This is a genomic window from Arthrobacter sp. FW305-BF8, assembly GCF_021789315.1.
Classification (GTDB): domain Bacteria; phylum Actinomycetota; class Actinomycetes; order Actinomycetales; family Micrococcaceae; genus Arthrobacter.
In genome coordinates this window covers 2,650,251-2,671,770 of the sequence record NZ_CP084561.1, presented here as the reverse complement: position 1 = coordinate 2,671,770, position 21,520 = coordinate 2,650,251, and the positions used below count along the sequence as shown (strand labels likewise).

The window sequence follows — 21,520 nt, the reverse complement described above, 5'->3', positions numbered from 1 at the left end:
TGCTGGTGGTGTTTGAGTTGCTTACTCGACGCTTTGCTTATTTAACACCGAGGATGTCGACGACGAACACGAGGTCGCCCTTGGCGTCACCCTGGCCGGAGTCGCCGTAGGCGAGATCCTTGGGGATGACGAGCAGAACGCGGGAGCCGACAGTCTTGCCGGCCAGGCCCTGGGTCCAGCCCTTGATGACCTGGTTCAGCGCGAACGAGGCCGGCTCTTTGCGGTCAAAGCTGGAGTCGAACTTCTTGCCGCTGGCCAGGGCCACGCCGACGTAGTTGACCGTCAGGGTGTCCGTGGCCTTGACGGCGGCGCCCTTGCCCTTGATCAGGTCCTGGGCGATGAGCTTCTTGGGGGCCGCCACTCCCTTGACCGAGATCTCCGGGATGCCGTCCTTCTCGGTGACGGTGGGAAGGCCCGCCGGCGGGGTGACCGGATCGCCTTCAGGCTTCTCCAGGACCTTCGGGGCCTCCTTGGCCGAGATCACCTTGATGATCAGGAGCTGCGTCGGCTGGGCAGCCTGGCCTTCAGCCGCTGCCTTGCCCGGTACGGCGAGGGCGAGCTGTGAGCCCACCTTGGCGCCAACGAACGCGTTGTAGACGATCGCGCTGCCGGTCTTGAGTTTGTCGTTCAGTTCAATGGGCTCGGGATCGCGGGGGAAGCTGTCGTCCAGCGTGGAACCGTCCTTGGCGTTGAGGGCAAGGACGGAAATCTCGGCAATCTGGTTGGCCTTGACGCGGTCCCCGCCGCCTTCCGTGACAACCTTGACGGTGGGTTCGGCAACGTCCAGCGGCTTGGTGAATTCGACCTTGGGGGCTTTCTTGTCACCGTTGTCCGTCAGCTTGAGCGAGTCGAACTTGGCGGTGTCACCCGCGGACTGGCTGGTCGGTTCCGGGGCTGCTGGCTCCTGGCCACCGCAGGCGGTCAGCAGAAGCAGCGCGGGAAGAAGGATTGCTAGTAGTCGGCGCACGTAAGAACTTTCGTCGGGGCAAGGTGGATGCCCTGCCGGTGGAGGTGCCGCACACGGCAAGGCAGTCAGGACCGCAGAACGGCCTCTTCCAGAGTAACGCGGAAAGCTGGGTATCAGCCCATAGAGTCCAGAAGGGCATCAACCCGCTCGTCAACGTTGCGGAACGGGTCCTTGCACAAAATGGTCTGGTGCGCGCGGTCGTTGAGCTTCAGGTGGACCCAGTCCACGGTGTAGTCCCGGCCCAGTTCCTGCGCCTTGCGGACGAAATCGCCGCGCAGCTTGGCCCGGGTGGTCTGCGGCGGGGCGTCCACGGCGTCCTTGATGGCCGTCTCTTCGGTCACCCGGCGAACGGCGCCGCGGGACTGGAGCAGGTAATACAGGCCGCGGGAACGGGAGATGTCGTGGTAAGTGAGGTCCAGCTGCGCGATCCTGGGGGCGTCCAGGCCCAGGCCGTGGCGCCTGCGGTAACTGTCCATGAGCTTCTTCTTGATGGCCCAGTCGATTTCGGTGTCGATGGTGCTGGTGTCGCCGCTTTCGATGGCGCGCAACGTCCGCCCCCACAGGTCCAGGATCAGCGACACATGCGGGTTGTGGGCGCCGTTTTCCTCGACGAACGCCGTGACCTTGCTGAGGTACTCCTGCTGGATCTCCAGAGCGGTGAGCTGGCGGCCGTTGGCGAGGCGGACCAGCGCGCGGCCGCTCAGGTCATGGGAGATCTCCCGGATGCTGCGGATGGGGTTTTCCATCCGCATGTCCCGCATGATCACGCCGGCCTCAATCATGCGCAGGATGAGGTCCACGGTGCCCACCTTGAGCAGCGCCGTGGTCTCGGACATGTTGGAGTCGCCCACGATCACATGGAGCCGGCGGTAGAACTCCGCGTCGGCATGGGGCTCGTCGCGGGTGTTGATGATCGGCCGGGAACGGGTGGTGGCCGAGGACACGCCCTCCCAGATGTGGTCCGCCCGCTGCGAAAACGCGTAGGTAGCCCCGTGCGGCGTCTTCAGGATCTTGCCGGCACCGGCGATGAGCTGGCGGGTGACGAGGAACGGGATGAGGATCTCGGCCAGCCGGGTGAACTCGCCGCGGCGCGGAATGAGGTAGTTCTCGTGGCTGCCGTACGAGTTGCCTGCGGAATCGGTGTTGTTCTTGAACAGGTACACCGTCCCGTTGAAGCCCTCGGCGGCAAGCCTGGACTGGGCCTCGTCCACGAGGTCGTCCAGGATGAGCTCCCCGGCGCGGTCATGGGCGATCAGCTGGGCGAGGTCGTCGCATTCCGCGGTGGCGTATTCCGGGTGGGAGCCCACGTCGAGGTACAGGCGGGACCCGTTGGTGAGGAACACGTTGGAGGACCGGCCCCAGCTGACCACCTTGCGGAACAGGTAGCGGGCCACTTCCTCGGGTGCCAGGGGCCGGGAGTCCGGGCTCGAGTAGGAAATCCCGAATTCGGTTTCGATGCCGAAAATCCTCTTGTCCATGTCAGCTCTCCTCAGCCAGCAGTTCCACAACGTCCTGGTCGGACAACCTGCGGAAAGCCCTCCGCGTCCCCCTGCTGCTTTCCGAACTGCGGTCCAGCACCGCCACTTCCAAGGCCTTGGCCGGCAGGTCGGGTGCCTCGTTGTCCGTCACGAGTCCCCGGACGGCGAGCCGGATCGCGGCCGCGAAGGACAGGTCCCGCTGCCAGCCGCCCTCGATCGCTCCGGACACCTTGTCCGCCTGGCCGCCCATCACGATGAAGTTGTGCTCGTCCGCGATGGAGCCGTCGAACGTGAGGCGGTAGAGATGGTCGAGGTCCTGGCTGGCTCCTACCTCTGCTACGGCCAGTTCCACCTCGAACGGCTTTTGCTCCGCGGTGAAGACGGCACCCAGGCTCTGGGCATAGACGCTGGCCAGTCCCCTGGCCGTGACGTCCTCGCGGTCGTAGGAATAGCCGCGGACGTCTGCATAGCGCACCCCGGCCTGGCGGAGGCTCTCAAACTCGTTGTACTTCCCCACCGCGGCGAAGGCGATCTTGTCGTAGATCTCGCCGATCTTGTGCAGCGACGGTGACGGGTTCTCGGCCACGAGGGCAATGCCGTCCTCGCAGCTGACCACGATCACGGACCGTCCGCGGGCGATGCCCTTCCGTGCGAAATCCGCACGGTCCTTCATCAGCTGCTCGGGAGAGACATAGAACTGCTGTGTCATATCAGGCCTCCCTCCGGGCTGCTGCCCGTGACTCGATGATGTTTCCGGCCATGGTGGCGAGTTCCCGCTCCGAGACCCGGCGGGCGCCGGCCCGGTTGACGGCATACACGACGGGCCACAGCTGCCGCACGGGGTCGGGGCCGCCGGTGGCGGAGTCGTCGTCGGCGGCGTCGTAGAGGGACTCCACCGCGACGGCGATGGCTTCGTCCTCGGGCAGGTTGGGCCGCCAAAGCTTCTTGAGTGCGCCGCGGGCGAACATTGATCCGGAGCCCACAGCGTGGTGTTCCTGTTCCTCGTAACGGCCGCCGGTCACGTCGTAGGAGAAGAGCCGCCCCGCTCCCGCGGCAGCGTCAAAGCCAGCGAACAGCGGGACCACGGCCAGGCCCTGCAGGGCCATCGGCAGGTTGCCGCGGATCATGGCTCCCAGCCGGTTCGCCTTGCCCTCCAGGCTCAGCGGGGTGCCTTCGATCTTTTCGTAGTGCTCCAGCTCCACCTGGAACAGGCGGGTCAGGTCGATCGCGATGCCTGCCGTGCCGGCGATGCCGACTACAGAGTACTGGTCGGCGGGAAAGACCTTTTCGATGTGCCGGCTGGCGATGATGTTGCCCATGGTGGCGCGGCGGTCGCCAGCCATCACGATGCCGCCGGCATAGGTCATGGCCACGATGGTGGTGGCGTGGGGCACGGCGGGCGGCGTGCCGGCGGCTGTGCCGGCAGCAAATGGTGCGTATTGGGGAAGCAGTTCCGGACGGTCTCGTTGGAGATGCTCAGTGAACGACGACGTCGCGTGGGCGGCTACCTTGTTGGCTGTTGTCTCCTGCACTGGTGCACTCCTTCAACGTCATAATTCAGCGGCTGTCCGGTAGCTGTGGCTTCCGTGCCCGGTGCGGGTGGCGTGGCTGCCGGTCTACTGGCCGCCCTTTTGCACGAACGCCCGGACGAATTCCTCCGCGTTGGACTCCAGGACGCCGTCGATCTCGTCGAGGAGATCGTCAACACCCTGGGTCGAGGCGGATGCCTGTCCTTCTGCTGGCGCCGGCGGTACGGGGACCTCTTCCTCGACCTCGGTGTCCCGTGGCTGTGGCTGCTGCTGCTCCTGGCCTGCCATGTCCTTCTCCTTCATCCAGTCCCCCACTCCGGAGGGACATCCTGTATGCCCATATTGCCACGCAAAGGGCCCTTGCGGGGTGCATTATGCCGGTGGCGGAGCCGGTGCCGTTCCGAGCAGTTCCGCAAGGAACGAACCCGCCTCGCGGTGCCTGGCAAACAGCCCTCCTGTGAGCGCCTTCGTGCCCCGCAGCGGCTCCCGGGTGGGCACGCGCTGCAGCCTTCCGTAGCCCGGCACGTCGAAGATCACCGAGTCCCAGCTGGCCCCCACCACGTCCTTGCTGAAGCTGCTGACGCAGCGTCCGCGGAAGTATGCCCGGGTGTCCGACGGCGGTTCCGTCACCGCGGCGGCAATGTCGGCGTCGTCCACGATCCGTTGCATCCTGTTCCGGGAGAGCAGACGGTAGTAGAGCCCTTTTTCGGGCCGGAGGTCAGACCATTGAAGATCGACCAGGCCCAGCCGGGCGTCATCCCACTGGAGCCCGTCGCGCTGGCGGTAGCCCTCCAGGATGGACAGCTTGGCCAGCCACTCCACCGACGTGGCGGCGGCAGAGCGGTCGCTGTCCAGCTGCGTCAGGGTGGTGGCCCACCGCTCCAGCACGGCGTGTGTATGGCCGTCGCCGTCGACGGCGTCCGAGACTCCCGTGTCCTGCGCCAGCTTGGCGGCGGCCTCGTGGTACATCCATTGCAGGTCAAGGGCCGTCACCCGGCGGCCGTCCTGCAGCCTGACCGTGGTGGTCAGGGTGGTGTCGTGGCTTATGGCCTGCAGCGCGGCCACCGGCTCGTGCACCTCGATCCGTGGGGCGAGGCCCGCCTCGATCAGGCTCAGCACCATGGCGGTGGTGCCGAACTTCAGGTAGTTGGACACCTGGCTCAGGTTGGCGTCGCCGATGATGACGTGCAGCCGCCGGTACTTGTCCGCCGTTGCATGCGGCTCGTCGCGGGTATTGATGATGGGACGCCGGATAGTGGTTTCGAGCCCCACCTCCGCCTCGAAGAAGTCCGCCCGCTGGCTGATCTGGTAACCAGACCGGGAGCCGTCCTGGGCCATGCCCACGCGCCCCGAGCCGCAGATGATCTGCCGCGACACGAAAAAGGGGGTCAGCCCGCGGACAATGTCGCCGAACGGGACGGACCGCGGCATCAGGTAGTTTTCGTGGGACCCGTATGACACGGACTTATTGTCGGTGTTGTTCTTATAGAGGTTGACGGCGGGCAGCTCGGTGTCGCTGGCCAGCCTGCGGACCGCGGCCAGTCCCACGAGGTCGCCGGCCGCGTCCCAGGCCACTGCGGCCGCGGGGTTGGTGACCTCCGGGCTGGAGTACTCGGGGTGTGCGTGGTCCACGTAAAGCCTCGCCCCGTTGCCGAGCACCATATTCATCAGCAGCGAGCCCGATTCGTCCTCGCCGTCCAGCTCAAGTTCCTCACGCCCGTAGGCAAGCGCCACCGCCTCGGCGTCCAGCACAGGCGGCTGGTCCGTCAGCTGGCTCGGGTGGGCCTGTCCGCGCTCAAGCGTCCAGCCGCGGGCGTCGTGCAGCGGCTCCTCGTCCGTGTAGTCCCAGCGGGTCTCGGCGCCGCCCGCAGCCCGGAGCCGGGTGACCTGGGCGTAAGCCTGGACCACCCGGGCGGACATCATGGTGGCATTGGCGCCCGGAGCAGCCGGCGCGTGAATCCCGTATTCGGTTTCCGAACCCATGACCCGCATGGCGCCGCCAACCGGCAGGCCACCTCCCAGCACCGACTCGGAGCCGGCCGTCACAGGTACTGGCCCGTGCTGGGCATGGTTTCGATGGATTTGCCGGGCTCCTGGCCGGCTTTGCCCTGGACGATGGTGCGGATGTACGTGATGCGCTCACCCTTCTTGCCGGAAATGCGTGCCCAGTCATCCGGGTTGGTGGTGTTGGGCATGTCCTCGTGCTCGCGGAACTCATCGACGACGGCGCGCAGCAGGTGGTCGATGCGCAGGCCCTTCTGCTGCGTCGTCAGGAGGTCCTTGATGGCGTACTTCTTGGCGCGGTCCACGACGTTCTGGACCACGGCCCCGGAGTTGAAGTCCTTGAAGTACAGCATCTCGGTGTCGCCGTTGGCGTAGGTGACTTCCAGGAACTCGTTGGACTTCTCCGTCGAGTACATCGATTCCACGGTGCGCTGGACCATGGCGTCGACGGTCTCCTGGACATCGCCGTCGTGCTCCACCAGGTCATCCTCGTGGAACGGCAGGTCCGGGGTGATGTATTTCCTGAAGATATCCGCCGCGGCCTCGGCGTCGGGACGCTGGATCTTGACCTTAACATCCAGGCGGCCGGGGCGCAGGATGGCTGGGTCGATCATGTCCTCACGGTTGGAGGCGCCGATGACAATCACGTTGTCCAGCCGCTCCACGCCGTCGATCTCGCTCAGCAGCTGCGGCACAATCGTGGTTTCGACGTCGGAGGAGATGCCCGTGCCGCGGGTGCGGAAGAGCGAATCCATCTCGTCGAAGAAGACCACAACGGGGCTGCCGTCCGAGGCCTTTTCGCGGGCCCGGGAGAAGATCAGCCGGATGTGGCGTTCGGTCTCGCCGACGTACTTGTCGAGGAGTTCGGGTCCCTTGATATTTAGGAAGTAGCTCTTCAGGTCGATATTGCCCGAGCGTTCCGCGGCGCGCGCGGCCAGGGAGTTGGCCACCGCCTTGGCGATTAGGGTCTTGCCGCAGCCCGGCGGGCCGTAGAGCAGGATGCCCTTGGGGGCCTTGAGGCCGTGCTCGCGGTACAGGTCCGGATGCAGGAACGGCAGCTCGATGGCGTCCCGGATCTGTTCGATCTGCGGGCCGAGTCCGCCGATGTCCTCGTAGGTGATGTCCGGGACTTCCTCCAGGACGAGGTTCTCAACTTCGGACCGCGGGACCTTCTCGAGGGCGTATCCGGTGCGCGAATCGATGGAGAGGGCATCTCCTACCCGCAGCTTTTCGCCCAGGAGCGGGCCGGCGAGCCTGATGACGCGCTCTTCGTCCGCACGGCCCAGCACCAGGGCGCGGTCCGGGCCGAGCAGTTCCTTGAGCGTGACGAGTTCGCCCGCGCGCTCGTAGCCGAGGCCGGCCACCACCAGGAGCGCCTCGTTGAGGAGGACCTCCTGGCCCACGGCCAGCTGGTTGATGTTGACCAGGGGGCTGATGCCAACCCGCATTTTGCGCCCGGCGTTGAAGATGTCCACCGATTCCTCGGTGACCGCCTGGCCGCTGCCGGCAGCCAGCCGGCGCGGGTTCAGCTGGAGGACGGTGCCAAAGCTGTACGGCGGCTGCCCCTCCTGGTCCAGGGCGTTCTTCAGCCGGAGTATTTCGGCCTTGGCAGTTTCCAGCATTGCCACGAGCTTGGTGTTGTTCTGCGTGGCAGCTGCCAGCTGGCGGTCGATATGCCTCAGTTTGTCCCTGAGGATATTGACCTGCCGGTCCGCGACAGACAGTTCGTTGGCACCAGCCTGTTCAGCCGGCGTAGGCACGGAGTCCTTGTTTGGCGTCTCCATGATGCATCAGCCCCTTCCTGCGCTCTTCTTAAGACGATAGCCCCAAGTTGGCTGGTAGAGCCGACGACATCCGAAATACGGACTAGTTTGTGATCTCCGGTTCGTCCTTCACGTTTGTCCCCGCGATCGCGTCCCGGGCCGCACGGCGCAGCTTTTTGTCCGAGACCAGGCGTTCCCCCACGGCGCCCGGTGTCCAGGCGTTGACGTCCTCTTCGTTGAAATCGGTCTTGGACGGACGCCGCTTAACGGAGATGCCGGTGACGCCGTCGGCGAGCCGCCGGGTCACCAGCAAGAAGCCCGTGTGGGCGACCATGCGGTGGTCAGGGCGCACGGCGAGTCCTTCGAGGTGCCAGCCGCGGACCATGGATTCCCAGGCGTCCGGTTCGGTGAACCGGCCGTCAGCGCGGATGGCCTCGGCCGTGCGGGAGAGCTGGGTGACGGTGGCAACGTAGTTGATCCACACGCCGCCGGGGGCCAGGACGGTCGCCACTGCGTCCAGGCATTCCCAGGGGGCCAGCATGTCCAGGACCACGCGGTCGATGGAGCCCGGCTCTTCGGTGCGGACCACTTCATCCTGGAAGTCGCCCAGGGAGATCTGCCAGGCCGGGTGCGGGCCGCCGAAGATGGTTTCCACGTTGCCACGGGCAATGGCGGCGAATTCCTCGCGCCGTTCGAAGGAGTGCAGGTAGCCCTGGTCCCCCACAGCGCGCAGCAGCGAGATGGAGAGTGCGCCTGAGCCAACGCCTGCCTCCACCACCCGGGCCCCGGGGAAGATGTCAGCCATGGTGACGATCTGTGCGGCGTCCTTGGGGTAGACGACGGCGGCGCCGCGGGGCATGGAGAGGACGAAGTCGGACAGCAGCGGGCGCAGCGTCTGGTACTGCTGCCCGACGTTGTTGACCACCACCGAGCCGTCAACCTTGCCGATGATGTCATCGTGGTTGAGGAAGCCGCGGTGGGTGTGGAAGGCTCCGCCGGCCTCGAGGCTGATGGTATTCATGCGGCCGCGCTCATCCGTCAGCTGGACCCGTTCGCCTTCCCGGAAGGGGCCGCGCCGCCGGGCAGCGCCGGCCGGCTGGTCCGCCGTGCCGGCTGCAGTGCCGGAGGAAAGGCCCGTGCTGGTTCCGTTGGCGGCAGATTCGCTGCTCATGACTGTGTCCTCGCTCCTGTGAAAGCTGTGTTGGCGTGCACCGTGGCGGTCCGGCAGGGCGCCGTGCACCCGCTGCCGATTTCACGACCGGCACGTAACTCTACCGGTTCTGGCCCTGCCGGCGCGTGTTTTAGCGGGGGGCCTTGCCTGTTATGGCGGTCACCACGGTGGACTGCCGAAGCAGGCCGGTGACCCGGCCGTTGTGGTCAACAACCGCGTAGTCGTGTCCCTCGAGCTGTGCCAGGTACTGGAGCAGCTCCTGGCCTTTGGACCATTCCGGCACATACGCGCCGGCGCCGAGCGGGTAAGCCACCGCTCCGGCGGGGGTGGTGCCGGCCACGGCGGCGGGTACCGCGGCCAGGGCCGCCGGGTCTACCACGCCGCTGGGCCTGCCGTCGGGACCGCAGAGCACGACGGCAGTCCGCCCGCCTGCTGATACCCGGAGGACGTCGCTGACGCTCCCGGCATCGGGAAGCCCGACGGCGGGTTCGGCCAATGCGGCGGCGCTCACCAGGTGGAGCCGGCTGCGCAGGCGGCCCTGCTGGATCGAGGCGGAAGCGCCCATCCACAGGAATCCGCCCACCAGGATAGTAACGAGCAGCATGCTGGTGTCCGGGGCGCCTCCGCTGAGCAGCGGCAGGACAATGAACCATAGCCCCAGGGCGATGACGATGATACGCCCGCCCCAGCCGGCCGCGACGGTGCCTTTGGCGTGGCTGCCGGTGGCCTTCCAGACGGCGGATTCCACCAGGCGGCCGCCATCCAGCGGCAGCCCGGGCAGCACGTTGAAGATGCCGATCACGAGGTTCGCCCAGAAGAAGATGTTCAGGAGGGTGTCCGCTACGCCGGACAGGCCGCCCGAGGAGATCACCAGCCAAGCCGCCCCTGCCAGCACGAAGTTGGCGGCGGGGCCGGCCATGGCCACCAGCACGGACCGCCCGGGGGTGGCGGTGAAGCTTTCAAACTGGGTGTGGCCGCCCCAGAGGTTGAGCACGATCTTCTCGCTGGGCCAGCCGTAGATCTTTGCGGTCAGCGCGTGCGCGAGCTCATGGACGAGCACTGACAGCAGGAGCAGCAGCGCGTAGGCGAAGGCCACGTAGTACGCGCCGATGCCCAAAGAAGGGGTGCCATGCTGCAGCACCGGTCCGTACGCAATCACCGTGAAGGCAGCAATGATGAACCAGGAGTAGGCCAGGACGATGGGAATGCCGGCGATCCTGCCGAGCGGTATACCCTCGCGGCGGCTGTTCTTGGTCTGCACGTTCGGGGGCTGCTGACCGGATCCCGCGGGATCAGACACGTTCCGGGCTCCTTAGTTGACGTTCTCGAAGGCTGTCGCCGGCTCGCGCGAGCCGAGACGGAGCCTGACCAGCTCCTCGAGTTCGGCCACGGTGCGGTCTGCGAGGCTATCCCATGTGGTTCTGCGGCCATCGTCCGGCAGCGGCACGAGGTGCGGAATGGCCACGGTCACGGCGCCCGATGCCACGGCCGCGGCAGCACCCGGTTCCGAGTCCTCCAGCGCCACGCAGTGATCGACGGTGAGCTCAGGGTCCTGCTGCTTCAGCAGGTCCACAGCCTTGAGATAGGCCTCCGGGTGCGGTTTGCCCTGGGTTACGGTGTCGCCGGTAACGAGGAACTCGAAGTAGGGCCGGGGAAGGCTCGCCACGATCTCGCGGGCCAGCGGCGCCTCTGACATGGTCACAAGGGCACAACGCACGCCGGCGGTGAAAAGTTCATCCAGCAGTTCCCGGGCCCCCGGGCGCCACGGCACGTTCTCCCGGACGCGGCTGATGACCTGGCCCGTAAGGGTGTCGATGATCTCGCGGATCTCCAGGCGCACGCCGGCCCGCTGGAGGATGCCGGCCGAGTGGACCAGTGATTGCCCTACGAGCTGCATGGCCTGTTCGTGCGACCATGTCCCCCCGTACGACTCGACAAGGTTGTGTTCGGCTTCGATCCAGTACGGTTCTGTGTCAACGATGGTGCCGTCCATGTCCCATAAAACGGCTTTGAGCAAGGGCTGAGTGGCGGCAGATTCCATGCTTTCCACTGTACCGGGCCGCCCGGCGGCGCCCTGCCGCGGGCCACGGCCCTACGCCGTCGGCGAATATCCGCGCATGACCCGCCAGGGATGACGCGCAGGGATGATCAGCAGGGGTAACCGGCGGGATGACCTGCGCGGACGTGGAGTTTGTCCGGATCTGCGGCGGTTCGTTCTATGCAACAGCAACACCTGTGGACGTAGGGTGAAGGGATGAACAGCTTTGACGGAGACACCAACGAACCGGGCACAGCGCCTGAGACGGAGCAGCTGCTGCAGCCTGTTCCCGAGGGCCAGCGTATTACTGTGATGCTGGCTGCGTTCGAGGGCTGGAATGACGCGGGGGAAGCCGCCAGTGACGCGCTCCGTTACCTCAACAAACTGTGGGGCGGGAAGAAGGTCGCCTCCATAGATGCCGACGAGTACTACGACTTCCAGTTCACCCGGCCCACGGTCCGCCGCACGGCCTCCGGAGAACGCAAGATCAAGTGGCCGTCCACCCGGATCTACAAGGCCAGCGCCCCCGGCACCAACGTTGACGTGATTTTCATCCAGGGCACCGAACCGTCCTACAAGTGGCGTGCATATACAGCGGAACTGCTTGTGCACGCCGAGGCGCTTCATGTGGATTACGTCGTCCTCGTCGGCGCGCTGCTGGCCGATGTGCCGCATAGCCGCCCCATTCCGGTCAGTACCTCCACGGACGACAGCGTGCTGCGGGAACGGCTGAATCTCGAAGCCTCGCAGTATGAGGGACCCGTGGGGATCGTCGGCGTGCTGTCCGAGGTATCCCTGCTGGCCGGCATTCCCACCGTCTCCCTCTGGGCAGCGGTGCCGCATTACGTTGCACAGGCCCCGTCACCCAAGGCGCAGCTGGCGCTCCTGCACCGCATCGAGGAACTGCTCCAGGTGCCGCTGGACACACACGAGCTGGCTGAGGAGGCCGAGGCGTGGGAGCGGGGCGTCAACGAGCTGGCCACCGAGGACCCCGAAATAGCAGCCTATGTGCGGCAGCTGGAGGAAGCGAAGGACACCGCCGACCTGCCCGAGGCCAGCGGCGAATCGATTGCGCGCGAGTTTGAGCGCTACCTGAAGCGGCGGGGCAAGGACAAGCCCTAGGCGTTAGCAGAACCGGCGCCCGCGCCGCTTCGACGGTTCCCCGCCCGCAAGACGTTGCGGAACGTCGTGTGGGCAGGGAACCGTCTAAACCGACGTTTAGAGTTCGACGCCGAGAAGGGCGTTGACGGCGTCGCGCACCAGGGCCTGGTCTGCTTCAGACGCTTCGTTGTCGCTGGCGTTGTTAAGGGTGCGCTCTGCCCACCGGTCGACGGCGGCCAGGGCCGCGGGCGCGTCGAGGTCGTTGGCCAGGGCCTCGCGCATCTGCCCGATCAGTTCCGCGGCGGTCACGGCCGGCGCCGCCGCCAAGGCTGAACGCCACCGTTCCAGGCGTGCCTTGGCCTCGTCGAAGCCTTCCGCCGTCCAGGACCAGTCGGACCGGTAGTGGTGCGCCAGGATGGCAAGCCGGATGGCCGCGGGTTCTTCACCCGCAGCGCGCAGCTTGGAGACCAGGACCAGGTTGCCCTTGGACTTGGACATCTTTTCGCCGTCCAGTCCCACCATGCCCGCGTGGGCGAAGTGCTCGGCCAGCGGGACACCGGAGAGCGAGTACGCGTGCCCGGCCCCCATCTCGTGGTGCGGGAAAACCAGGTCCGAGCCGCCGCCCTGCACGGTGAAGGGCGCGGGCAGGTACTTCTGGGCGATGACGGTGCATTCGATGTGCCAGCCGGGCCGGCCCTCCCCCAGCTCGCCGCCGGGCCAGCTGGGTTCGCCGTCGCGGGCCACGCGCCACAGCAGCGGGTCGAGGGCCTGGCGCTTGCCGGCCCGGCCGGGGTCGCCGCCGCGCTCGGCGAACAGTTCAAGCATTTCGGCTTCCGGAAGTCCGGAGACGGCTCCGAGGGTCCAGGCGTCCACGCCGACGGCGTGCTTGCTGGCTGCCTCGACGTCGTAGTAGACATCGCCGTCGGGCTCACCCGGGGTGCCGTTAACCCGGTAGGCCAGCCCCTGGCGCAGGAGCCGTTCAATCGCGGGGACGATCAGCGGCATGGCTTCGACGGCGCCCACGTAGTGATCGGGGGCGATGACGTTGAGGGCTTGCATATCAGTGCGGAAAAGCTCGATTTGGCTCTCCGCCAGCTCGCGCCAGTCAACGCCGGTGGCCTCGGCACGTTCCAGCAGCGGGTCGTCGACGTCGGTGACGTTCTGGACGTACGCAACCTGCTGGCCGGCGTCGCGCCAGGCACGGTTCAGCAGGTCGAACGCGACGTAGCTGGCGGCGTGTCCCATATGGGTGGCGTCATACGGGGTGATCCCGCAGACATACATCGATTTTTCGCCATCGGCATTCAGGGTTACGGCGCGCTGTGCGGTTGTGTCGAACAGTCGGAGCGCGGGCATTTCCCCCGGCAGGACAGGCACGGGGCGGGAGATCCAGGACTTCACAGACCAAGCCTAGTGCTAGGCGCTGATGACATTGAAACCGAGCAGGAGGTACAGGGCGAGGCCAAGGAAGATGCGGTACCAGACAAACAGCCGGTAGCTGCGCGTTGAGATGAACTTCAGGAACCACCCGATGATGACGTAGCCGACGACGAAGGCGATCACTGTTGCCAGGGCCGTCTCCCCCAGTCCGAACGGGCCGCTCGCTCCGTCCTTGGCGACCACCTTGAACAGCTGGTAGAGGCCGCTGCCGAAGACCGCCGGGATGGCGAGGAGGAAGGAGTACCGGGCCGCCGCTTCACGGGTGTACCCCATGAGAAGACCCGCGGTGATGGTGCCGCCGGAGCGCGAAACCCCGGGAATCAAGGCCATGGCCTGGGCGAAGCCGTAGAGGATGCCATGCTTGTAGGTGAGCCCGGAGAGGTCGCGGTCCTGCTTGCCGATGGCGTCGGCCACGGCCAGGATGAGGCCGAAGACGATGAGCATGGTGGCTACGATCCAGAGGCTTCGCAGGACGGATTCGATCTGGTCCTGGAACAGGAGGCCCAGGACGATGATGGGCAGGCTGCCCAGGATCACCAGCCAGCCCATCCGTGCGTCGGGGTCCTGGCGGGAGACCCGTCCGGACAGGGAGCCGAACCAGGCCTTTACGATCCGGACGATGTCCCGCCAGAAGTAGACGATCACGGCGGTCTCGGTGCCGAGCTGCGTGATGGCGGTGAAGGCCGCGCCGGGGTCAGCCGCGTTCGGCAGGAAAGAGCCCACGATCCGGAGGTGGGCGCTCGATGAAATAGGTAGGAATTCGGTCAGTCCCTGCACAAGACCCAGCAGGGCCGCTTCAATCCAGTTCACGCTAAGACCCTACGTCATGATGCGGGTGGTTTCCCCGTAAGCTAACTGCTATGCAGCAGCGTTACATAGGCAACAGTGGGCTCCGCGCGTCATCCCTCTCCCTGGGCACAATGTCCTGGTCCCGTGAAACGGACGAGCAGGATGCCTCGGAGCTGCTGCGCACGTTCGTGGACGCCGGCGGAACCCTCGTGGATACCGCGGCCTCCTACGCCGACGGCCAGGCCGAAGCCATGCTTGGGTCGATGCTCGGCGACGTCGTGTCCCGCACGGAAGTGGTCATCTCCACCAAAGCCGGGGTGTCGCCGTCGGACGGGCGGCAGCGGGTGGACGCATCACGCAACGCGATGCTGTCCGGGCTGGAAGCCAGCCTGGCGCGCCTCGGCACCGACTACGTCGACCTCTGGCTCGCCCAGGCGTGGGACCCCAACGTCCCGCTTGAGGAGACGTTGTCCGCGCTTGACTTCGCCGTCCGCAGCGGACGGGCACGCTATGCGGGAATCGCCAACTACAACGGCTGGCAGACCGCCAAGGCGGCCGCGGTCGCCGGGTTCCCGCTCGTCGCCAACCAGTCCGAGTATTCACTGCTGCGCCGCAAGCCCGAGGCGGAACTGGTTCCCGCCGTCGAGGATGCGGGCCTGGGACTGATGGCGTGGGCGCCGCTGGGCCGTGGCGTGCTCACCGGCAAGTATCGCGGGCATGTGCCTTCCGATTCCAGGGCAGCGGGTACACGGCTGGCCACCTACGTGGAGCCCTACCTCGAGCAGCCCGCGTCGCAGGTGGTCGAAGCTGTTGCCATGGCCGCCCGCGGCCTGGGTCGGTCCTCCCTGGACGTTGCGCTGAGCTGGCTGCTGTCCCGGCACGGGGTGGCGACGGCCATCGTGGGCGCGCGCACGCCGGTCCAGCTCAAGGAAATCCTGGATGCCCAGCTCACGCCGCTGCCGGCGGAAATAGCACGTGCCCTGGAGGATGTCTCCAGCAGCCTGGCTTAGCCGGGCCCGGATCCCGCCGGGATCTAAACCGAGCCGGGTCTCTCCTCGACGATTTCCAGATCCTCGTCATCCACTTCGCTGTCTTCTTCTTCGTCTTCCTCGTCATCGAACACCTGGAGCGGCGTCACTTCGTTGTAGGCCTCATAGAGGGCGTCCTCGTAGACTTCGAAGGCATCGGCAACTGCAAAGAATGCCGCCTCCACCGAAGGGTCACCATCCCCGCGGCGGGCTGAGGCGGCTGCAAGATGTTCTTCCAAGGCGGCAGTCAGGGACTGAAGCGCGACACGCGGATCGATGCTCATGCCTTCACGTTAGCGGGAAAAGGACGAAAATGGAGAGCAATGAAGGAACATTTTCTGACCAGCTCGGTCCTGCGGGAACGGGACTATGCCCGGCAATACGAGTACCTCGTATTGACCGTCGGTCCTGAGGATTCCCTGCCCGAAGCCCGGCGCCGGCTCGTGGAACATTCGGAGTACGGCAAGTGGGAACTCGAGCGCAGCAGGCTCTATGTGGGCGGGGGCAGGCGCTTCTGGCTTCGCCGCCGGGTCACCCAGGTGCAGCGCACGGCCTAGGCCGCTTGGGCGGGTGGGCGCGCGCCTTCGATGGCGTGCGCCCACTTTCGTGCTGCCTGCTTCAGGTGTCCGAGCCGGTGAACGCTGCGGTCATTCTTCGAGCGGGCCCAGCCAGGCGTTGGCAACGGTGTTGTGCGCCGACTCGTCGTCCGAGGGGTGGAACATCCCGGCCAGGACGTCACGGTACAGGCGTTCCAGTTCCGACCCCCTGAAGTAGCTGGATCCCCCGGAGACCCGGACGGCAAGGTCCACCACCGTCCGCGCCGTTTCCGTCGCTCGGATCTTGACGCCCACGAGCTTCGGAAACCACTGGCTGCCGTGGTCCGCCAGCCGGTCCACATCGCCGGCCACCACGGAAAGCTGGGGGTACAGGGCGTCCATGGCGAGGGCTGCCTCGGCCACCTTCCAGCGGATATCGGGGTCCTGGGCCAGGCTCCGGCCCCCATTCTTGAATGATGTCCTGCGCTTGGCGGCGTCCACGGCCAGCACCAGGGCCCGTTCCCCGATGCCCGCGTAGACGCCGGCAAGCAGCGTTTCAAAGCACGCGAAGATGGCGAAAATAAGGGGATCCGCGTTGGGCCCCACCGGAAGCTTTCGGAAGATGCGGCCGGGCGGGACAACTGCGCCGTCCAGAATGGTGGTGTTGGACTGGCTGGCGCGCATGCCCAGCGTGTTCCAGTCCTCCCGGATCCGGTAGCCGGCTGTGTCCCGCCGGATGAAGCCGTGCACCAGTTCACCTTCACCCTCCCGCGCGGCCGGGTCCTTCCCGAAGATGCCCAAGCGCGTCCAGGCCGGCGAAAGGCTCGTGAAGATCTTGGTGCCCGTGAACGAGTAGCTGCCGTCCCCCAGGGGCTTGGCCTCCGTCAGCGAATCGAAAAGAACGGAGTCGTTGCCGGCCTCGGAGTTGCCGAAGGCGAAGATCTCCCCCGCCGCCGCTTCCTGCAGCACGAAGTCCAGGGAAGAGTCGCCGCGTTCGGCCAGGACGCGCGCCACCCCGGTCCAGACCAGGTGCATGTTGACGGCCAGCGCGGTGGCCGGGGCCGCCGTCGCCAACCGCCGTTGGCAGCGGACCGCAGCCTCCAGTCCAAGGCCGGCCCCGCCGTCGGCCTCCGGCACGAAAAGCAACAGGTACCCGGCGGCGGCCAGTTCCTCGAGGTCCTCCGTGAAGAAGCTGTTCCGCTCGTCGTATCCCGCCGCTCTCCCCCGGATCCGTTCGAGCAGGTCATCAGGCAGCAGCCGTTCGGCGTCCAGGGGTGTTTGGGGGTCCACTCGCGTCCCTCAGTAGTTCGTGAGCAGCGTGTTCAGGACGCGTGCGCCGAACTTCAACGAATCGGCCGGGACGCGCTCGTCAACGCCGTGGAACATGCCGGTAAAGTCGAGGTCGTCCGGCAGCTGCAGAGGCGCGAAGCCATAGCCTGTGATGCCGAGCTTGCTGAGCGCCTTGTTGTCGGTTCCGCCGGACAGCGTGTAGGGCAGGACCTTCGCGCCGGGGTCCTCGGAGTGCAGCGCGTCGATCATCGAGTCGACGAGGTTGCCGGAGAACGGAACTTCCAGGGAGACATCCTGATGGACGTAGCTGACGTCGACGCCGCTGCCCGCCAGTTCACGGACGACCTCCAGGACGTGCTCCTGCTGGCCCGGCAGGGTCCGGCAGTCCACCAGCGCCTCGGCCGATTCGGGAATGACGTTGTGCTTGTAGCCGCCCCTCAGGAGCGTCGGGTTGGAGGTGTTCTGCAGCGTGGCGCCCACGAAGCGCGCCACAGTGCCCAGTTCCTTCAGCAGCCTGTCGGGGTTGTCGGGATCAAACTCGACGCCGGTTAGTTCCGTGACTCCGTCGAGGAACTGGCGTGTAGTGGCCGTCAGCTCGATGGGCCACTCGTACTCGCCGATGCGGGTCACGGCGGCCGCGAGCCGCGTAATGGCGTTGTCCGTGCTGATCTGGGACCCGTGGCCGGCGCGGCCGTGGGCCACGAGGCGCAGCCACGAGATGCCCTTCTCCGCCGTCTGGAGGAGGTACGTGCGCTGGCCGCCGATGGTGGCGGAGAATCCGCCCACTTCGGAGATGGCCTCCGTGGCCCCCTCGAACAGCTCGGGCCGGTGCTTCACCGCAAACTGGGAACCGTGAACGCCGCCGGCTTCCTCGTCCGCGAAGAACGCGAAGATGATGTCCCGCTTCGGCTTGCGGCCAGTGCGGGCAAAGTCCCTCAGGACGGACAGGATCATGGCGTCCATGTCCTTCATGTCCACCGCGCCGCGGCCCCAGATCAGCCCGTCCTTGAGCTCGGCACCAAACGGGTCCACAGACCACTGCTCACGGAGGGCGGGCACCACGTCCAGGTGGCCGTGGACCACGAGGGCGCTTGCGGAGGGGTCCTCCCCCGCCATGCGGGTAACCACGCTGGCCCGGCCTGGTTCCGACTCGAAGACTTCCGCGTCCAGCCCCACCTCGCTGATCAGGCCGGCGGTGTATTCGGCCGCGGCACGTTCGCCGGGACCCGAACCATCCCCGTAGTTGGATGAATCGATGCGGATGAGCTCCTGGCAGATGCTGACGACTTCATCCTCTGGCCGGATCTGTGTCATTGATCACTCCTAATAGCGGGAAAAACGCGGATTCGTGCGGGTTGTGGCGGATTATGGCCGCCGGAACACCCAGGTTCAGCCTACCCAGTCGACTCGATTCCATCTTTCCGGAAAGTTCGTGTTAGAGTTTTTCTCGCTGCTTCGGAGAGATGCGAACCGCTGGAAGGCGGAGAAAGTCCTTCGAAATACCACCTGCGCGGGTGGCGGAATGGCAGACGCGCTAGCTTGAGGTGCTAGTCCTCGAAAGGGGGTGGGGGTTCAAGTCCCCCTCCGCGCACAAAGGGAAAACCCCGGGAATCCAATGGATTCCCGGGGTTTTTCGTTTGCCAAAACCCCGGATCCCTCTTAGTCCGCGCGAGTGTCACAATGCGACACCTGCAGCGCTATCGCCGCAAAGCCGGCCGTTTGTGGCACAGCCGAAGCAAGAAAAGTTAATGTGCTTCCGTTACCCGCAGCGGCGTCCGCGGACTATCGGACGTAAATCCCGGCATGGCCCCTGCTGGGTAGCCTCGATGGCCGGACCACAGTCCTCGGCCGAGCCAGATACTGCCCTTGAAGGAACCCACCGAATGCCGGTCAGAATTGACGAACTGTTTGAGAACCTGCCCATGTTCTGAGTGTCACCGCCCCTGACGCGGATCCTTGGCAAAGACAGGACCACTGTCTACCGGTGGCTGAATAAGGGCGAGGTTCCCGGCGTCCTCATCGACACGACGTGGATCATTTACCGGGACGAAGTGAAGGACTTCCTGCTGAGCCGGCATAACCAGGCAGGCGGCGCTGCGCAGCCGAGCAACCCGGACCAGGACACCGAATCCCGAGACAAACCGAGTGCGGACTAGGTAAGCCGCGCGGGAGATCGACCTCGAACAGTCCGGCCACTCACCGTTGGCTATGTGACTATCCTCCCCGCTTCATCGAACGGGTCGCTCGCACCGTTGCCGCCCGGGACAGCGATTTTGGTGTCAAAAGGCCGCCCCGACCAAGAATGGTGAGGGCGGCCCTTTGGGTGACGCTAATACGGTTGGACTTAGTGCGGCCACCAGCCGACGGTTGCGTGGTTAGCCGTGGTGGTGTCCTTGTCCTTTGGTGCGGCGTTGGCCGGAGCAGCGAACCCTGCTACGGCGAGAATGCCGGTCATCAGAAGTGTGGCGGCAAGTTTTTTCATCGCAATTCCCCCCTCGTGGTGTTGCTGATGTTGCACGTGTACCACGTACGGCGTCAGTATATGCCTCCATTCTCAAGCCTCAAGTGATGATCGGACCGGCAGTCTGACTTGCCGATCACATAGACTCCTCGAGGATTCCCGACCCCGACCGCAGAGACAGCTATGCCCGCCCTTGACCCCTAGTATCCGAGCTTCCATTACAACTGCGAGTCCCGCGGAGTCCCGGACCGGACCACGACCCTGGCGGCTTTCCCATCGACTGGTCTGCGTCGGTCACCGGGACCGACTGGTCCGATGACGAGGATGGCAACGGCGAGGGGGTTCATGTCGGCGGGGCATTCGACAGGATCGTCCCCGACGCCGGCGCCATGACCTGCTCTACACCATGGATGCCGTCGACTCGGAGATGATGGCGTGGCAGAGATGCTCGCCCACGAGCGACCCAATCTTGTGCGTTCCGGCGTGAAGCACGGCGGTGACCTGCTCGTTCTGTCGTCCATGACTGTCGAGCCCAGGTTCCGGGGCAACCGCACCGGCCATGCGATGCTGGGCACCGTGGGCCGCAACGCCGCCCTGGTCGTCCTTGAGGCCGCTCCCCAGGTGAGTGTGGACGTCGGCGGCGGACTGGGTTAGGAAGCCAGGTCCCGGAGGGTGGACCGTTGGCCCACCGCCGCCGACTGACGTAGACGGCGCCACATCGGGCAAGGACTGTCAGAAGGGAAATGCGCGTGCGCTTCGCTGAACTGACCGCAGCAGGTAGCAGGGCCGCTGTGAGCGACATGAGCTCTCCAAGGGAAATGGAGGCATAGCGGATTGATCGGGCTTCAGGGATTCCTTGCGATGTCAGGGGAGCGTTCGTGCTGCTGACTTGGGGCAGGAAGCCAGATCGGCAAGCCTCGGAGCACTTATTTCATGTGTGCGGAGGCTGCGTTAGCCGTCCTCGGGGGTCGGCCGGCAGCGCTCCATCCAACGGTCATAGAGTGCTCCTCGGTCTTTCAAGAGCGTCGTGGTCCGCCGTATGCCGACCCCTACCAGCGGCGCCCAGACCGACAGCATGGCGGAGATCGGGATGACGTCGGGGGCTGTACCCCTGGGGGTCAGGAACGTCATCGCCAGGAGGATGGCTGCCATGAGGGCGTTGGAGAACACGACGACGCCTGGGTTGATGCGTATTGCCTGCTCAGCCCGCCGCACATCCATGGCCGGTTTCGGCAGCTTCCGGGAAAATCGCTTCGGTGCTGACGCGAGCCAGCCCAGAGCCGCCAGCGCCGCACCGAGGACGATCATGAAGGCGCCGGTTTCCGGGTTGTTGCCGGTGAGCCAGGAGGCGAGGACGTAGGCGGTGCCGGCAGCTGCGATCAGTGCCCCGTACGCCCAGGACCACATCACCCAGGAGCGTTGCTGGGCGTAGGCGAGAGCGTAGTTGTCGGCGGTGGCTTCGGCGGCGGTGGTCTTCAATATTCCTCGTTCGTCGGGTGGTCAAACCTATCTTGCCAGAGCGCCGGGCGCTGGCCCCGGCAGCAGTGATCGCTCACGGCGGCCGACCTGGGCCACGCCGGCCGCCGTGAGCGTGGTCCGCTGGCCTAAGCTAAAGCATTACAAAAGCTTGGAAGTCGTTTGCGGCGCACTTACCGGTCCAATCACGCAACCGTCGGAGCTCGTCGCGGGGCTGGTCCTAGACGAGGAGCTACGGATCGTCGGCACAACCACCCGCTTTAGGCCACAACCGCGAGGGGGCTCGTCCGGTGGTTGAAACCACCCCACGGCATTCACCCCTGGCCCACCACTGTAAAGGGCACCACTCGGGTCAGATTCAACCGCGAGAAAGCACCCGTGACCCTCACACTGGTGGAGCCACTTGTGGTTGAAATCACCGCGGACACCGCCCGGTTCGGACGAGACCA

General features: G+C 65.9%; 22 protein-coding genes and 1 tRNA gene. 6 read left to right on the top strand and 17 right to left on the bottom strand.

Going from position 1 to position 21,520, the window contains the following annotated elements; genetic code table 11:
• Window positions 1-37: 37 nt before the first annotated feature.
• From LFT45_RS11870 to LFT45_RS11825, 10 genes are all read right to left on the bottom strand, one after another.
• Window positions 38-967: an FKBP-type peptidyl-prolyl cis-trans isomerase gene (locus LFT45_RS11870; protein WP_236803392.1), complete on the bottom strand. Its 930-nt coding sequence runs from the start codon at window positions 965-967 to the stop codon at window positions 38-40.
• A gap of 113 nt (window positions 968-1,080) precedes the next feature.
• Complete coding sequence (pafA, locus tag LFT45_RS11865) at window positions 1,081-2,445, bottom strand: Pup--protein ligase (RefSeq protein WP_236803391.1); 1,365 nt, start codon at window positions 2,443-2,445, stop codon at window positions 1,081-1,083.
• 1 nt (window position 2,446) lies between these two features.
• Entirely contained in the window at window positions 2,447-3,154 is a 708-nt protein-coding gene (gene prcA / locus LFT45_RS11860) for a proteasome subunit alpha (RefSeq protein ID WP_236803390.1), read from the bottom strand.
• A gap of 1 nt (window position 3,155) precedes the next feature.
• Window positions 3,156-3,977 (bottom strand): proteasome subunit beta, encoded by an 822-nt coding sequence (prcB, locus tag LFT45_RS11855; protein ID WP_236803389.1) that lies wholly within the window; start codon window positions 3,975-3,977, stop codon window positions 3,156-3,158.
• An 84-nt stretch (window positions 3,978-4,061) separates the two neighbouring features.
• Window positions 4,062-4,262, bottom strand: a complete 201-nt coding sequence (locus LFT45_RS11850) for a ubiquitin-like protein Pup (protein WP_076802936.1) — start codon at window positions 4,260-4,262, stop codon at window positions 4,062-4,064.
• A gap of 84 nt (window positions 4,263-4,346) precedes the next feature.
• On the bottom strand, window positions 4,347-5,966 hold the full coding sequence (gene dop / locus LFT45_RS11845) for a depupylase/deamidase Dop (protein ID WP_236809319.1): 1,620 nt from the start codon (window positions 5,964-5,966) through the stop codon (window positions 4,347-4,349).
• Window positions 5,967-6,016: 50 nt separating this feature from the next.
• On the bottom strand, window positions 6,017-7,762 hold the full coding sequence (gene arc / locus LFT45_RS11840; RefSeq protein WP_236803388.1) for a proteasome ATPase: 1,746 nt from the start codon (window positions 7,760-7,762) through the stop codon (window positions 6,017-6,019).
• A gap of 82 nt (window positions 7,763-7,844) precedes the next feature.
• Entirely contained in the window at window positions 7,845-8,912 is a 1,068-nt protein-coding gene (locus LFT45_RS11835; RefSeq protein ID WP_236803387.1) for a tRNA (adenine-N1)-methyltransferase, read from the bottom strand.
• A 130-nt stretch (window positions 8,913-9,042) separates the two neighbouring features.
• On the bottom strand, window positions 9,043-10,212 hold the full coding sequence (locus LFT45_RS11830) for a site-2 protease family protein (RefSeq protein WP_236803386.1): 1,170 nt from the start codon (window positions 10,210-10,212) through the stop codon (window positions 9,043-9,045).
• Window positions 10,213-10,224: 12 nt separating this feature from the next.
• Window positions 10,225-10,953, bottom strand: a complete 729-nt coding sequence (locus LFT45_RS11825; RefSeq protein WP_236803385.1) for an HAD family hydrolase — start codon at window positions 10,951-10,953, stop codon at window positions 10,225-10,227.
• A 213-nt stretch (window positions 10,954-11,166) separates the two neighbouring features.
• Between LFT45_RS11825 and LFT45_RS11820 the strand changes: the two genes are divergently transcribed.
• Window positions 11,167-12,072 carry a PAC2 family protein gene (locus LFT45_RS11820; protein ID WP_190605384.1) on the top strand — a complete coding sequence of 302 codons (906 nt, stop codon included), beginning with the start codon at window positions 11,167-11,169 and terminating at the stop codon, window positions 12,070-12,072.
• A 96-nt stretch (window positions 12,073-12,168) separates the two neighbouring features.
• Here LFT45_RS11820 and mshC read toward each other — a convergent pair whose 3' ends face one another.
• Together mshC and LFT45_RS11810 are read right to left on the bottom strand one after the other, a co-directional pair.
• Complete coding sequence (gene mshC / locus LFT45_RS11815; RefSeq protein ID WP_236803384.1) at window positions 12,169-13,452, bottom strand: cysteine--1-D-myo-inosityl 2-amino-2-deoxy-alpha-D-glucopyranoside ligase; 1,284 nt, start codon at window positions 13,450-13,452, stop codon at window positions 12,169-12,171.
• Between the two features lie 15 nt (window positions 13,453-13,467).
• A complete protein-coding gene (locus tag LFT45_RS11810; RefSeq protein WP_111904808.1) occupies window positions 13,468-14,301 on the bottom strand; it encodes an undecaprenyl-diphosphate phosphatase in 834 nt (277 codons plus the stop codon).
• Between the two features lie 50 nt (window positions 14,302-14,351).
• Between LFT45_RS11810 and LFT45_RS11805 the strand changes: the two genes are divergently transcribed.
• Window positions 14,352-15,290, top strand: coding sequence for an aldo/keto reductase (locus LFT45_RS11805; protein WP_236803383.1), 939 nt, complete (start codon window positions 14,352-14,354; stop codon window positions 15,288-15,290).
• A 23-nt stretch (window positions 15,291-15,313) separates the two neighbouring features.
• On the opposite strand, the gene LFT45_RS11800 is transcribed toward LFT45_RS11805, so the two are convergent.
• Entirely contained in the window at window positions 15,314-15,592 is a 279-nt protein-coding gene (locus LFT45_RS11800) for a hypothetical protein (RefSeq protein WP_111904806.1), read from the bottom strand.
• A gap of 39 nt (window positions 15,593-15,631) precedes the next feature.
• On the opposite strand from LFT45_RS11800, the gene LFT45_RS11795 reads away from it, so the two are divergent.
• Window positions 15,632-15,865, top strand: a complete 234-nt coding sequence (locus LFT45_RS11795; protein WP_111904805.1) for a DUF5703 family protein — start codon at window positions 15,632-15,634, stop codon at window positions 15,863-15,865.
• A 90-nt stretch (window positions 15,866-15,955) separates the two neighbouring features.
• Here the strand turns inward: LFT45_RS11795 and LFT45_RS11790 are convergent, their stop codons facing one another.
• Together LFT45_RS11790 and LFT45_RS11785 are read right to left on the bottom strand one after the other, a co-directional pair.
• Window positions 15,956-17,116, bottom strand: coding sequence for an acyl-CoA dehydrogenase family protein (locus LFT45_RS11790; RefSeq protein WP_236809318.1), 1,161 nt, complete (start codon window positions 17,114-17,116; stop codon window positions 15,956-15,958).
• A 27-nt stretch (window positions 17,117-17,143) separates the two neighbouring features.
• Window positions 17,144-18,448 carry a M20/M25/M40 family metallo-hydrolase gene (locus LFT45_RS11785; protein ID WP_236803382.1) on the bottom strand — a complete coding sequence of 435 codons (1,305 nt, stop codon included), beginning with the start codon at window positions 18,446-18,448 and terminating at the stop codon, window positions 17,144-17,146.
• 194 nt (window positions 18,449-18,642) lie between these two features.
• On the opposite strand from LFT45_RS11785, the gene LFT45_RS11780 reads away from it, so the two are divergent.
• Together LFT45_RS11780 and LFT45_RS11775 are read left to right on the top strand one after the other, a co-directional pair.
• Window positions 18,643-18,725: transfer RNA gene (locus LFT45_RS11780), tRNA-Leu, on the top strand.
• A gap of 340 nt (window positions 18,726-19,065) precedes the next feature.
• Window positions 19,066-19,290, top strand: a complete 225-nt coding sequence (locus LFT45_RS11775; protein WP_236803381.1) for a helix-turn-helix domain-containing protein — start codon at window positions 19,066-19,068, stop codon at window positions 19,288-19,290.
• A 188-nt stretch (window positions 19,291-19,478) separates the two neighbouring features.
• Here LFT45_RS11775 and LFT45_RS11770 read toward each other — a convergent pair whose 3' ends face one another.
• Complete coding sequence (locus LFT45_RS11770) at window positions 19,479-19,616, bottom strand: hypothetical protein (protein ID WP_236803380.1); 138 nt, start codon at window positions 19,614-19,616, stop codon at window positions 19,479-19,481.
• Between the two features lie 414 nt (window positions 19,617-20,030).
• Between LFT45_RS11770 and LFT45_RS11765 the strand changes: the two genes are divergently transcribed.
• The gene (locus LFT45_RS11765) at window positions 20,031-20,249 is read left to right on the top strand and encodes a hypothetical protein (protein WP_236803379.1); all 219 of its coding nucleotides are present in this window, start codon (window positions 20,031-20,033) and stop codon (window positions 20,247-20,249) included.
• A gap of 297 nt (window positions 20,250-20,546) precedes the next feature.
• Here LFT45_RS11765 and LFT45_RS11760 read toward each other — a convergent pair whose 3' ends face one another.
• Window positions 20,547-21,074 (bottom strand): hypothetical protein, encoded by a 528-nt coding sequence (locus tag LFT45_RS11760; RefSeq protein WP_236803378.1) that lies wholly within the window; start codon window positions 21,072-21,074, stop codon window positions 20,547-20,549.
• Between the last annotated feature and the right edge of the window lie 446 nt (window positions 21,075-21,520).